Origin of the sequence: Mycobacterium sp. Root135 (assembly GCF_001426545.1) — a bacterium.
Classification (GTDB): domain Bacteria; phylum Actinomycetota; class Actinomycetes; order Mycobacteriales; family Mycobacteriaceae; genus Mycobacterium.
The window spans coordinates 215410-227272 of the sequence record NZ_LMEZ01000005.1 but is presented as its reverse complement, the minus strand read 5'-3'; the positions used below and the strand labels follow the sequence as shown (position 1 = coordinate 227272).

General features: G+C 66.3%; 14 protein-coding genes. 5 read left to right on the top strand and 9 right to left on the bottom strand.

The window, feature by feature from the left end; all coding sequences use genetic code 11:
* Positions 1 to 5: 5 nt before the first annotated feature.
* From ASD37_RS12230 to ASD37_RS12210, 5 genes are all read right to left on the bottom strand, one after another.
* The gene (locus ASD37_RS12230) at positions 6 to 542 is read right to left on the bottom strand and encodes a hypothetical protein (protein WP_235568122.1); all 537 of its coding nucleotides are present in this window, start codon (positions 540 to 542) and stop codon (positions 6 to 8) included.
* A 135-nt stretch (positions 543 to 677) separates the two neighbouring features.
* The gene (locus tag ASD37_RS12225) at positions 678 to 1103 is read right to left on the bottom strand and encodes a VOC family protein (RefSeq protein WP_235568120.1); all 426 of its coding nucleotides are present in this window, start codon (positions 1101 to 1103) and stop codon (positions 678 to 680) included.
* A 63-nt stretch (positions 1104 to 1166) separates the two neighbouring features.
* The gene (locus ASD37_RS31830) at positions 1167 to 1583 is read right to left on the bottom strand and encodes a cupin domain-containing protein (protein WP_056551249.1); all 417 of its coding nucleotides are present in this window, start codon (positions 1581 to 1583) and stop codon (positions 1167 to 1169) included.
* 169 nt (positions 1584 to 1752) lie between these two features.
* Complete coding sequence (locus ASD37_RS12215; RefSeq protein ID WP_056551248.1) at positions 1753 to 2055, bottom strand: hypothetical protein; 303 nt, start codon at positions 2053 to 2055, stop codon at positions 1753 to 1755.
* 41 nt (positions 2056 to 2096) lie between these two features.
* A complete protein-coding gene (locus ASD37_RS12210; protein WP_235568111.1) occupies positions 2097 to 2717 on the bottom strand; it encodes an RNA polymerase sigma factor in 621 nt (206 codons plus the stop codon).
* Positions 2718 to 3113: 396 nt separating this feature from the next.
* On the opposite strand from ASD37_RS12210, the gene ASD37_RS12205 reads away from it, so the two are divergent.
* A complete protein-coding gene (locus tag ASD37_RS12205) occupies positions 3114 to 4529 on the top strand; it encodes a PP2C family protein-serine/threonine phosphatase (RefSeq protein WP_235568109.1) in 1416 nt (471 codons plus the stop codon).
* A 41-nt stretch (positions 4530 to 4570) separates the two neighbouring features.
* On the opposite strand, the gene ASD37_RS12200 is transcribed toward ASD37_RS12205, so the two are convergent.
* Complete coding sequence (locus ASD37_RS12200; RefSeq protein WP_056551247.1) at positions 4571 to 5290, bottom strand: DUF1905 domain-containing protein; 720 nt, start codon at positions 5288 to 5290, stop codon at positions 4571 to 4573.
* Positions 5291 to 5381: 91 nt separating this feature from the next.
* Between ASD37_RS12200 and ASD37_RS12195 the strand changes: the two genes are divergently transcribed.
* The 3 genes from ASD37_RS12195 (at position 5382) to ASD37_RS12180 (ending at position 9241) form a co-directional block, all read left to right on the top strand.
* Positions 5382 to 6173, top strand: a complete 792-nt coding sequence (locus tag ASD37_RS12195) for a maleylpyruvate isomerase N-terminal domain-containing protein (protein ID WP_056551246.1) — start codon at positions 5382 to 5384, stop codon at positions 6171 to 6173.
* Between the two features lie 988 nt (positions 6174 to 7161).
* Positions 7162 to 8241 (top strand): tartrate dehydrogenase, encoded by a 1080-nt coding sequence (locus ASD37_RS12185; RefSeq protein WP_056551244.1) that lies wholly within the window; start codon positions 7162 to 7164, stop codon positions 8239 to 8241.
* 85 nt (positions 8242 to 8326) lie between these two features.
* Positions 8327 to 9241 carry an aldo/keto reductase gene (locus ASD37_RS12180; protein ID WP_235568107.1) on the top strand — a complete coding sequence of 305 codons (915 nt, stop codon included), beginning with the start codon at positions 8327 to 8329 and terminating at the stop codon, positions 9239 to 9241.
* Between the two features lie 48 nt (positions 9242 to 9289).
* Here ASD37_RS12180 and ASD37_RS12175 read toward each other — a convergent pair whose 3' ends face one another.
* Entirely contained in the window at positions 9290 to 10003 is a 714-nt protein-coding gene (locus ASD37_RS12175) for an SDR family NAD(P)-dependent oxidoreductase (RefSeq protein ID WP_056551242.1), read from the bottom strand.
* Between the two features lie 108 nt (positions 10004 to 10111).
* On the opposite strand from ASD37_RS12175, the gene ASD37_RS12170 reads away from it, so the two are divergent.
* Positions 10112 to 10714: a TetR/AcrR family transcriptional regulator gene (locus ASD37_RS12170; protein ID WP_056551241.1), complete on the top strand. Its 603-nt coding sequence runs from the start codon at positions 10112 to 10114 to the stop codon at positions 10712 to 10714.
* 6 nt (positions 10715 to 10720) lie between these two features.
* On the opposite strand, the gene ASD37_RS32220 is transcribed toward ASD37_RS12170, so the two are convergent.
* Both ASD37_RS32220 and ASD37_RS32215 read right to left on the bottom strand, forming a co-directional pair.
* Entirely contained in the window at positions 10721 to 11167 is a 447-nt protein-coding gene (locus ASD37_RS32220) for a zinc-binding dehydrogenase (protein ID WP_235568105.1), read from the bottom strand.
* Complete coding sequence (locus ASD37_RS32215; RefSeq protein ID WP_235568378.1) at positions 11118 to 11735, bottom strand: alcohol dehydrogenase catalytic domain-containing protein; 618 nt, start codon at positions 11733 to 11735, stop codon at positions 11118 to 11120. Before ASD37_RS32215 ends, ASD37_RS32220 begins: the two co-directional genes overlap by 50 nt.
* Positions 11736 to 11863 lie beyond the last annotated feature (128 nt).

The window sequence follows — 11863 nt, the reverse complement described above, 5'->3', positions numbered from 1 at the left end:
CCCGCTCAGCGGCGTCGCAGTGCGCGGCGGGCATGCGGCCAGAACGGCAGCCCGACGGCGAAGGTGGCGCCCGCGGCGGTCAGGGTGACGGCGGCGTCGACGCTGGTGCGGCCCTGACGGGACCAGTAGACGTCCTCCAGGTCGATGAGCAGGGCAAGCTCGTCGACGATCAGCGCCACGGCCGAACCGTAGGTGACCGCGGTCAGCGGGTGACGCCGATGTCGCTCGCGGCCGCGCAGCGACACCGCGCCGATGCCGGCGAGGCCCGCAATCCCGAGGTTGTAGTGGTGAAAGTGATGGCCGCCCAATGACATTCCGCCCCCAGCCGGACCGTGCCCGTCGTGGATCCAGTGCGTCAGGGCGCGCACCCCGGCAAAGGTCGCAGTGAAGGAGGCCCAGGCGATGAGCGTGGATCTCTCGCCGGGTTGCAGTCGTCGTGTCCATTCGTCTTCGAGGCGCTGCCAGCGGGTCTTGGGTGGTGCAGGGTGCTCTGGGGTAGCCCAGACGTCGGTCTCGTCGCCGCCGCCTGGTCGCGTGGTCACTTGCGTCATCGAAAGTCCCGTCTGCCTTGATGCGTGCCGCGTCGCGCGCTGTCCGCACGGTAGATCCGGCGGTTGTCACCACATTGGCCGAAAGGCTGTCGATGTCCTGTCAATCGAGGCGGGGACGCGACTGAGTCAGCGGCCGGGAAGCCGCTCGGTGATCTCCTGGAGCACCCAGCCGTTGCCGTCGGGATCGCTGAATGAGGCGAACGACGAGTAACTGAGACGGCCGGGCTGCGGTCCCGTCACACGATCGGAGACTCCGGGGTGGTGGAAGACACCGCCCGCATCGTGGAAGACCTCACTGATTTCAATCCCTTTGTCCGCCAGCATGTCCCGCGCCGCCACTACATCCATCACGGCGAGATGCAGGCCGTCGAATGATCCAGGGGCGGCATCCGTCAGGCCGGTCCCGAAGATGATCGACGCTCCGGATCCTGGCGGCGTGAACTGTACGACGCGGAACGTCTCGCTCGTGCTGAAGTCGGCGTCGAGGCGCCAACCCAACGACTCATAGAACGCCTTGGCGCGATTCACGTCGGACACCGGCAGGACGACCACTTCCAGTTTCATTTCCATGCTGGCTGAAACGCTTCCTCGCCGTGACGTATTCGCAGTGACTTGCTAGGGCACCGGCGTCGTCAGGGGTAGGCCGGCGTCGACGATCCACGTCACGACGGCCCGCGCCTCGACGTCTCCCGGATTCTGCGAGACGTGCGGATGATCCCTCGCCGTCACGAAAGTCTCACCGGCCCGGTAGATCCGGCCGGGTTCGCCGTCGGAGACGATCTCCACCTCGCCGCTCAACACGTAACCGCTCTCGACACCGTGGTGAATGTGGTGTCCGGCCGACGATCCCGGCGGAAAGACGACCACACCGGTCACCGCCTCCTGCGGGCCGTCGGACTCGATGGGTGTCGTCTGCAAGATGTCTCGGACGACGGAGGAGCCATCCGATGGCTGCGCGCCGGCGGTGGCCGTGCAGGGGTCGGAGATACCCAGTACCGCGCATGCGAGTGCTGCGGAGATGCGACGAATCACGAGATGCTGCCCTTCATTCGGTCCACATCTGTGGGAACGCGCCGCGGGCACATCGTATTCAGATGAAGCCCCCGGGTTCCTTGCGTTGACACCGACTCGACCACGCTCACCCCGGTGGTTGCCGGCGTCGACCGGGTCTCGAGGCTCGGCGACAAGTGGGCAGATGGGGTTACTTGCCCCGCCAGAGCAGACTCTGGGCGTTGAGCCGCCGTAGCAAGGGATCACCCTCGGTCGCGATGCGTTCAGCCAGCGCAACGGCATTTGCGAGCTGTTCGTCGTCCAGCTGATCGAATGCTGGCGAACGACGCCGGTCGAGCACCTCGTACCAGCAACGGCCCACGGCGTGATCGAGAAGGATCCGTCCGAAACAGTGGTCCTCGACCACGACCCACTCACCGGCTTTGCCAAGCGCGGGTAACTCCCGTCGCACCAGGTGTCGGTAACGGTCCCGCAGGTCGTCACGCCGGCCCACCCCGAGGACCTACCGGCTTCCGGGATGGGACGGGTCGGCTCTCATCGCCACCTCACCAGTCGTTCACTGAGCGTCGTTCGGGCCCTGCGGTAGTGGCCACGGGTGGCGTCCGGGCTCAGCACCAAGACGGTTCCGATGTCGACGAACGACATCGATTCGATCTCTCGCAAGACCCATACCGCCCGTTGACGCGCCGGGAGTTCGGCCAGGGCCGCCTCGAGCGCCACGATGAATTCCGCGTTGGACGCGGCCACGAAGGGGTCGCCCCTCGTCGACGAGACGACCAGCGGTTCGAGCAGGCGGTCGTCGATCGGCCGTGCCCGCTTCACCCTGTGAGTGTCGACGATCTTGCGCGAGCAGATGGCGAAGAGCCACGTCTGCACCGACGATTCGCCTCGGAACGAATCGAGCCGGCGCCACGCGGCGAGGAAGGTGTCCTGTACGACCTCCTCCACGTCGCCCGAGTCGCGGAGCATGCGGCGGGCATATCGGTGAAGGGCCGGGCCGTAGCGCGCGACCAAGGCTTCGAATGCGTGACGGTCTCCGAGCGTCGCGGCGTCGAGGAAGACTCCGTCACCGAACGCAGGAAGCGTCGGCGCCGCGGTTTCCTCGGGGCGTGTCCGCATGGCAGTGGTCACCGTGGTGCCCCCCTCGATCGTCAACGCCGTCGATGGTCGAGGGTGTCGGTAGTCAGCTGTTATCCGGTAATTCGGCGCAAGATTTCCCGGTTTGCCGCTCGGCCAAACATGATCCATTTCGCGACGTAATGAGTCCGGGCGTCAATTATCGAGTTTGCCGTCGCGTGATATCGCCTGGCAGTTGGCTGGGTGAATGGCGATTGACTCCCGAGGCGGCCGCAATTCACCGCTCGTTTACCGAGCGTCTATGAAACTGGTTGCCTCGGGTCTGCGCGCGTTGCGTGAAGGCGCTGGCCAATGGAATCATCGAATGACGGGACGGCATTCGCCGGCGAGGTCGTCCGATACGACGCAGGATGTGACGAAATTTCACAGAGACCCGCCGCCGGCGCAGAGGCTGCCGCCGCTCGCCTGGACGCAGTGAAGCCTTACCTGGTCGCCAATGCCGGTGACGGTCGAGTCTTCAGCAGAATGGCGGCCTTGGCGGCTGCAATCTTCGGGACGTCGATGGCGGCAGTGTCGCTCGTCGACGATCAACGAAACCACTTTCTCGGCACACATGGCCTGGAACCGGTGCGTGACATACCGCGTGACCAAGGGCTGTGCGGCGCCGTGGTGGATGGGGAGATTCCGGCCGTGTACTCCGCCCTCGTCGACGATCCGCGGGCCGCGTCCAACCCATTCGTCCGCAAGAACGACATCCAGTTCTACGCCTGCGCGCCCATCCGGGACGTTCTGGGAAACGTTCTGGGCACCGTGGCCGTCATGGACACCGCGGTGCGCACGCCGGCCGGCGACCAGCTCAGCCGACTCGACGACGTGGCCGCGGTGATGATGGAGCAACTCGAGCTCCGTAGAAGTAGTCACGAGGCCCTGCGGGAGGAGCGGCGCCGCAGTGACGCCGCGGAGTACGCCAGTCAGGATGCCCGTGTGGACTACGACCGTGCGGTCAAGGCGCGGGACGAAGCCCGGCGCGATCGCGACGACGCGCGGTACGGTCACCGAGAGGCCGAGCTCGAACGCATCGACGCCTGGGGTGACCGCGACCGCGCGTTCAAGGACCGCGACGATGCGGAACGCGACAGAGACTTCGCCGAACACGACCGAGACGAAGTGGCCCAGTACGCCACGGTTCTGCAGCGCACTCTGCTGCCGCCGATACTGCCGCAGATCGACGGGATGGTCGTGTCGGCGCACTACCATCCGGCGTCCGCGCGACAGGTCGGCGGCGACTTCTACGACGTCTTCGCGCTCTCCGACGACCGATGGGCCTTCTTCATCGGTGACGTCGAGGGGCACGGCGTTGAGGCGGCGGTCGTCACCTCCCTGATTCGGTACACGTTGCGTGCCGCGGCGCTACACCACCGCGATCTGACGGCTGCGCTCACCGAGCTCAATACGGTCATGATGCGGGAAGTCACGCGCCGCCGCCTGTGCACCGTCCTGCTCGGCTCCGTGCAGCGCGACGACGACGGGGGCTTCGGGGTCACCCTGGCCACCGGTGGGCACCTTCCGGCCCTGTTGCTCGACCCGTCGGAAATGGCTGCCTACCCGGTGCGGCCGACGTCGGGCATGGTCGTCGGTGCGTTTCCGGAAGCGGAATTCCAAACCTGCTCCGTGCGGCTACGGCCGGGGCAGACTCTAGTGCTGTACACGGACGGCATCGTCGAGGCTCGGCGTGGCGACGCGGCGTTCGACGAATCAAGTCTGGCGGCCTTCCTCGCCGAACGCGCGAACGTCGACCTTGGCTCCCTGATGGCGGACCTTCGCACGCTGGTTCCCAAGCTGAATCCGTCCGACGACGTTGCCGTTCTTGCGCTGAGCGCAATCGGCTAGTGCACGCCGCTCTCGACGAGGAGCTGGGGATTGAGGTCACCCTAGGGCCTTAGGATGTCGGCCGGGGATGCGATTGTGACGAATTCCCCTGCTGCGGAGGCGAGTTCGTCGTCTGCGGTCACCAACGCGTCGGCCTGCAGCTGGGTAAGTGCGATGTACTGGGCCTGGTGGACATCAGGCCAATTCATCTCGACCGCCAGTCGCCACGCGTTGTCCTCCAGTGAGCGGTCACCGAGGAACCGGATCCGCAGCCCGCGGATGTCGTCGAGGATCTTGCGGCCCGCGCGTTCATCGATCTCGCCACGGCGCACCGATTCGTACACCAGCGCCAGGACCTGTGAGCGCAGCAGCGTAGGAGCCGTGAGGCTGTGTGCCGGTGGGATGGTCGCGCCTGCTGTGGCTAGGTCGACCGCCACTCGCGCGTCGACGACGAAGGTGGTCGGTTTGGCAGTGTCTCCTGAACCGCTGGCGTTTTGCGGGCTGACGTTCAGTCCTACTCGTATGTGATCGCCGTCGTCGACGCCCTCGGCGCGGCGTAGCGCAACCTTGATCGGCACCAAATACACACCGTCCCTGGGTATCAGGGACGTCGTCACCTCGGTGGCTCCGATGCGTGCCCGGGCCGGGATGACTCCCCAGCCGTAGGTCAACTCGCCGTGGTGAGCGTGCAAGAAGTCGTTGACGTGCGGAGGCGTGGCGACGAAGAAGTACGGTGCAGGGCCGCGCCATTGGAACACCTCGGCGTCGAATTGCCAGTCCACGACGTCACGCTAAGGCCGTGGGCTGTTGTGCGCACGCGGAACCGCGCATACCGCCAGCGGGGATCACCGGGCTTGCCTACCATCGGAGGGCATGGTGTCGCGATCGCGGAATACCGAGAAGTCGAGCTGGCTCAGCCACCAGGAATACGTCGACGCCCTGGAAGAACAGGCGACGACGTTCGCAGCGGCGTTGCGCGACAGTGCCTTTGATGCCCCTGTACCTTCCTGCCCGGACTGGACCGCGCTGGACCTGGTGCGGCACGTCGTGCAGGTGTACGCCCACAAGGCGGCGGTGCTGCGAGCGGGCAAGGCCGTCCCGGGCCATGAGGTCGACGCCGCTGGCGACGCGCCATATCCAGAGGCACTCGATCGACATGACGAGGTGGTTGCCGACCTTGCAGATGTGTTGGCGGGTATGAATCCCGATGACGCGGCGTGGACGTGGATGGAGGGCGCGGGTGAGTCCACGGTCGGGGCGTGGGCTCGGCGGATGGCCCACGAGGCGTTGGTGCACCGCGTCGACGCCGAGCTCACCGCAGGCATGGCGATCAGTCCGGTCGCCGTCGCACTTGCGGTCGACGGGGTGAACGAGGTGCTGACGTGGATGGCGGGCGACCCGGACGTCGTCGCGGAGGTCGATGGCGCGGTGGGCTCGGCCGGTGGCGTGCTGCTGGAATGCGGTGAGGTCGCCTGGCTGGTGGAGCTCGGCGACGGCAGGCATGTCGTGACTCCGACGCACGCCGGAGCATCGGCTGACGCTCGGATCAGTTCTGATCCGATGGCGCTGGACTTGCTGCTCTGGGGTCGGCCGTCTTCGGCGACGTGGCCGGCAGCGTCTCAGGTCGACCGACTGCGGGCGCGGATCACCAAAGCCCTTCTGTAGGAATGGCTTCGCCGCTACGTGTGCGACTAGTGGCCCGGTCCGCTGTAAATGTTGAACCCGAAGTCAGCCAGCGGCAGCGACACTGGGGCAACCGACCAACCGGAATCCGTGATCTGCTCGGTTGCGTGTGTCGCCGCAACGAAAAGGCGCCCATGTGTTGCGGCAAAGCAATAGGTCGTGCTGCATGGGGTCTTGGGACGGATACTCGGCGACGAGAATGAATGGCTCCGAAGCTGACTTCTCCCGTGCCGCACAGGCCGCGTTGAACGTGGAACCGGGTAAGTCCAGACCGGCATTTGGGGACAACAGCAGCGCCCCCGACACGGAAACGGGATCGACTTCAGGTCTGAGGTTGGGAATGTACGGAGTGCAGATCGCGGCTACCCAGTCAGCCGGAGTGCCGGAAACCGCGTTCACCGTGGGGAAGTGGGCGTCGTCGTGCGAGGGGCCGAGCATTCTCGGCGTTCCCGACACGGGCTGCGCTGCCAGTACCAAGCAGGCGACGGCCAAGAGCGCGACGCACCCGATCCCTGCCAGCGGTACTCGGAACCAGCGGCCCGAATTGTGGCGACTGGCGCCCATGGCTGGCCGCTCGTCTGGCACCAGGGGCATGTGCACGGCGATCCCTCCCCGCGCAGGATAGCGAATTCGCGCACGGAGTTCTCGTCAACGGCGCGGCGAGGATGCGGATTGCCGACTGTGTGGACTTCCGTCGGCCGATTGCGCATTTCTCAACGAAAGCCCACACAGTCGAGAACCGAGCCTCTGACCCACTGCGCGCGAAATCAGTGTGCGCCGAAGGCTTTGATCAGGTACGGCCAGCGTGAGCGGTGTACCGGGCCATTGTGCGTGGAGTTTGGCGGCCTCGTTGTAGAGGTCACGCTTGCTGCCGAAGGCGGAGTGCAGACTGGGTGACGAGATACCACCCTCGTGGACGCTGCCATCCCCGCGGCGTCGGCACCGCGTGACTGAAGGGAAACTATTCGTCATGACCAACACCCACCGCATCGCCGTCATCCCCGGCGACGGCATCGGCACCGAAGTCGTACCCGAAGGTTTGCGCGTCCTCGACGCGGCCGCTGCATTGTTCGACTTCAAGGTCGACTTCGAGCACTTCGACCACTCCAGCGCGGACTACTACCTCAAGTACGGAAAGATGTTGCCCGACAACTGGTTCGATGAACTCAAGGGATTCGACGCCATCTACTTCGGCGCCGTCGGCTGGCCAGAGGTGGTGCCCGACCACGTCTCCCTGTGGGGCAGCCTGCTGCAGTTTCGCCGCGCCTTCGACCAGTACGTCAACCTTCGACCGGTGCGGTTGATGCCGGGAGTGCGGAGCCCGCTGGCCGGCCGCGAACCTGGAGACGTCGACTTCTACGTCGTGCGGGAGAACACCGAAGGCGAGTACTCCAGCGTCGGTGGGAAGATGTTCGAGGGCACCGACCGCGAGATCGTCATGCAGGAAACGATCATGACCCGCACCGGCGTCGACCGAATCCTCAAGTTCGCCTTCGACCTCGCCGCGACTCGACCCAAGAAGCACCTCACCTCGGCGACCAAGAGCAACGGCATCTCCATCTCCATGCCGTACTGGGACGAACGCGTACTGGCAATGGCCGCCAACTACCCGGGCGTCGACGTCGACAAGTACCACATCGACATCCTCACGGCTAACTTCGTCATGCACCCCGACTGGTTCGACGTCGTCGTCGCCTCAAACCTGTTCGGCGACATACTGTCCGACCTCGGACCAGCGTGCACTGGGACCATCGGCATCGCCCCCAGTGCCAACATCAACCCAGAACGCTTGTTTCCCAGCCTGTTCGAACCCGTGCACGGGTCCGCCCCCGACATCGCCGGCAAGGGCATCGCCAACCCTGTCGGCCAGATCTGGTGTGCGTCAATGATGCTCGAGCACCTCGGCGAACCCGAAGCGGCAGCCGCGGTGCTTGCCGCGATCGAAGCGGTGCTGGCCCGTGGCGGCGACACTCTCACCCCGGACATGGGTGGCACCGCCACCACTTCTGTCCTCGGCGCGGCGGTCGTCGACGCGCTGGAGGCATCGTGAACATCGTTGTCAAGTCCCACACGCGTCATTAGGCTGCGCCAATCCGCAGGTGGATTTGAACTTCAATGCAGGACAAGGGGACAACGTGCTGGGCGCATCACCGCTATGTTTGGGCGGCAACGTATTCGGGTGGACCGCGGATCGTGACGAGAGCTTCGCCGTGATCGACGCCTACGTCGCCTCCGGAGGCAACCTGATTGACACGTCGGACTCCTACTCCGACTGGGAGGACGGCCACGTCGGAGGCGAGTCCGAGACGATCATCGGCGAATGGCTGGCATCACGGGGACGGCCGGAAGGCCTGATGATCGCGACCAAGGTCGGTCAGCGTCAAGGCCACCAGGGGCTGCACCCGGATAACATCAGGGACGCGGTCACCGGATCCCTGAAGCGCCTCGGCGTCGATGCAATCGATCTCTACTACGCACACGAAGATGACCAGGACACCCCGCTCGTCGACGCGCTCGAGGCGTTCGACGCGCTCGTCCGGGAGGGCCTCGTGCGCAACCTCGGTGCGTCGAACTACTCCGCAGAGCGGCTTGACGAGGCAGTGGGCATCCAGAAGTCGCTCAACCTAGCTCCCTTCGTCGCATTTCAGCCCGAGTACAACCTGGTGGTCCGCGACTACGAGACGAACCTGGCCGGCGTCGCCGAGCGGCACGGGCTCTCGGTGTTCACCTACTTCTCGTTGGCGAGCGGGTTCCTCACCGGGAAGTACCGGATTGACCGCTCGGGCAACGGAAGCCAGCGTGCCGAGGACGTGCAGGACTATCTCGGCGACCGAGGCGAGCGCATCCTGACCGCCCTGGACGCGGTGGCGGCGCGCACCGGCGCGCAGCCGGCCACCGTGGCCCTGGCATGGCTGCTCACGAAACCGACCGTCACCTCGGTCATCGCCAGCGCCCGCATTCCAGGGCAGTTGCCTGCACTGCTGGCTAGCGCAGACGTCAACCTCACCGAGGCCGACGTCGCCGAGCTCGACGAGGCGTCGGCAAGCTGACTACCTGAGATCGGGTTGGATCGGGCCGGGCCGGAGCGGCGACTCGCTCTACAACGCAAAGGCGCGGGGAGGTCCGGCGATACTCGCCTTCGCCTCAGTGGCAATGGGGTCGAGGATCTCGATCTCATCGGCTTCGAGGCCGTCGAGCGCCAATCGGACGAGATCGGCGGGGTCCATCACGGCGCCGTCCGCAAATTCGATGCCGTGGCGTTCGGCGAAGTCGTAGAGCGTCTGGGTGCCGATCAGGCCGGGGACGAGCGCAACCACCTGAGTTCCCTGGTGGGCCAGCTCGATTCGCACGCCATTGGTCAGGCCCCACTGTGCCGACTTCGCCGCCGCGTACGCGGTGTTTCCGTCGACCGAGTTCCACGCCGCCGCCGACAGCACGTTGAGGATGGCCCCGCCGCCGTTCCGGGCCAGGATCGGTGCGAACGCACGGATCATCGCGAGGGTGCCGTAGTAGTTCGAATCCATCGTCGAGCGGATGGACGCCAGGTCTCCGGTGACCAGGTTTCCGCCCGCGGTGTCGGCCGCGTTGTTGATCAGAACGTCGACGTCGCCGGCCAATGCGGCGACGGCGTCGACCGACGACTGGTCGGTGATGTCGAGACCGACTACCTCCGCGCCGGGGACGTCGATCAACTCGGGCCGCCGCGCGGTGGCGTAGACCTTGGCCCCGCGTCGCAGAAGCTCCACGGCGAACTGATGACCAATTCCCCGGTTCGCACCCGTCACCAGAGCCGTGGCACCGTCAAGTTTCATTGTTCGTCAACACCTTTCGTGGATCGCGACGAACATGACCGTGCGGTCATGTTCCTCTCTCCGGGCTGACACAAGATGACCGAGCGGTCAACTTGGTAGCCTGGGTGAGTGACGACCACCGACCGGCCAATCCGCGCCGACGCCGCCCGCAACCGTGCCTCGTTGCTGGCTGCCGCGGAGGACGAGTTCGCCGAGCGCGGTCCGTCAGCCTCGGTGGCCGACATCGCCCGTCGGGCGGGGGTGGCCAAGGGCACGGTGTTCCGGCACTTCCCGACGAAGGAGGACCTGATCGCGTCCATCGTGAGCGGGCACATCGCCGTGCTCGCGGAGGCCGCCCGGCGGCTCGCCGACTTGCCCGACGCGGGCGCGGCCCTGTTGGAGTTCCTCACGATCGCCGCCGACCAACGCCAACGGCACGATCTGACGTTCCTACAGTCAGCCAGCGACGGCGACCCCAGGGTGACCGAGGTTCGTGACGCCCTGCACACGAACCTGGAAACGTTGGTCGACCGAGCGCGCACGTCGGGCGCCATTCGGGCCGACATCACCGAGGCTGACGTCTTCCTGATGATGTGCGCACCCATTCACATCGTCGAAAACCTCACCGCCCCAGCACCTCTGCTGTGGCAGCGATATCTTGCGATCATCTTCGACGGGCTACGGCCCGACGGCGCGCATCCCCTGCCGCAGCCGCCGCCCGTGGCACCCTGAGCCGGCTCAGCCCCGCACGTCGACGAGAACCTTGCCCACCGCCCCGCCCTCGACCGCGTCGTGGGCGGCGGCGGTTTTGGCGAGTGGGAATCGATGCAGCGGCAGACCTGCGGACTCGCCAACGGCGAGTGCCCCGTCCCCCGCGGCCGCCGACACGTCGTCCCGACCGTTGGCCAACGCCTGTTCGCCGACGGTGTAGAGCAAGACGAACTGGTACCGCGCGTTGACCATCATCTGCGGGATGAGGTCGAGACGCACCTCGTCACCACCGTCGTTGGCATACACCGCAATCGAGGCGCGCGGAGAGTCCACGGCGGCATTCAACGCCGCGTTCTGGGCCGGCGCCACTTCCACCACCATGTCGACGCCGCCCGGGACGATGGCCCTAATGGCCGCGGCCGCGTCATCGGTCTTGTAGTTGACGACGTGGTGTGCGCCCGCGGCCGTCGCCAAGGCAGCCTTCGCCCGGCCCGCTGACCGTGGTGATCACCGTTGCCCCCGCCCAACGTGCGAGCTGAATGGCGGCGTGCCCGACCGCTCCCGCACCCCCGGCGACGAGGACCGTCGCTCCCGTCAACGCGCCCGGATACAGCCGGTCGGGCCAGTCCTCGGACACGGTCAGCGCGCGGTGGGCGGTCATCGCGGGCACCCCCAGGCTCGCGCCCACCTCGAAGCTCGCACCGTCGGGCAGCGGCACCACTCGCGATGCCGGAAGCGCGACGTACTCCTGTGCAGTCCCGGTCGGGCGACCCGCCTGAGCCAGGTACATCCACACCCGGTCGCCCACGGCAAGGTCGTGCACACCGGGTCCTACCGCCTTTACGACACCGGCGCCGTCCTGGTTTGGCACGACCTCGGAGAAGTCGAGCACCTGACCGGAAGCGCCCGCCCTGCGCTTCCAGTCGGTGGGGTTCACGCCCGAAATCACCACCTGCACAAGCACTTCCCTTGTTCCAGGCTCCGCGGGTGGGCGGTCCCGAAGTGCGAGCACGGAGGAATCGCCGGTCTGGGTGTAGGTCATTGCCTTCACTCAGCCACCAACGCGGGCCGGTTGATCGATGTTCCCGGTACGTCGACCTCACCGGGCACGGCGATGTCCATCAACGCCCGGGACGTGGAAGGCTCGTCGTCGTGACCGACGAACGTCGC

Bases quoted from the DNA above. Each gene is read 5' to 3' on its own strand.
- ASD37_RS32215 (WP_235568378.1), bottom strand. From the start codon at position 11,735: ATGACCTACACCCAGACCGGCGATTCCTCCGTGCTCGCACTTCGGGAC.
- ASD37_RS12195 (WP_056551246.1), top strand. From the start codon at position 5,382: ATGGTGTCGCGATCGCGGAATACCGAGAAGTCGAGCTGGCTCAGCCAC.
- ASD37_RS12185 (WP_056551244.1), top strand. From the start codon at position 7,162: ATGACCAACACCCACCGCATCGCCGTCATCCCCGGCGACGGCATCGGC.
- ASD37_RS12175 (WP_056551242.1), bottom strand. From the start codon at position 10,003: ATGAAACTTGACGGTGCCACGGCTCTGGTGACGGGTGCGAACCGGGGA.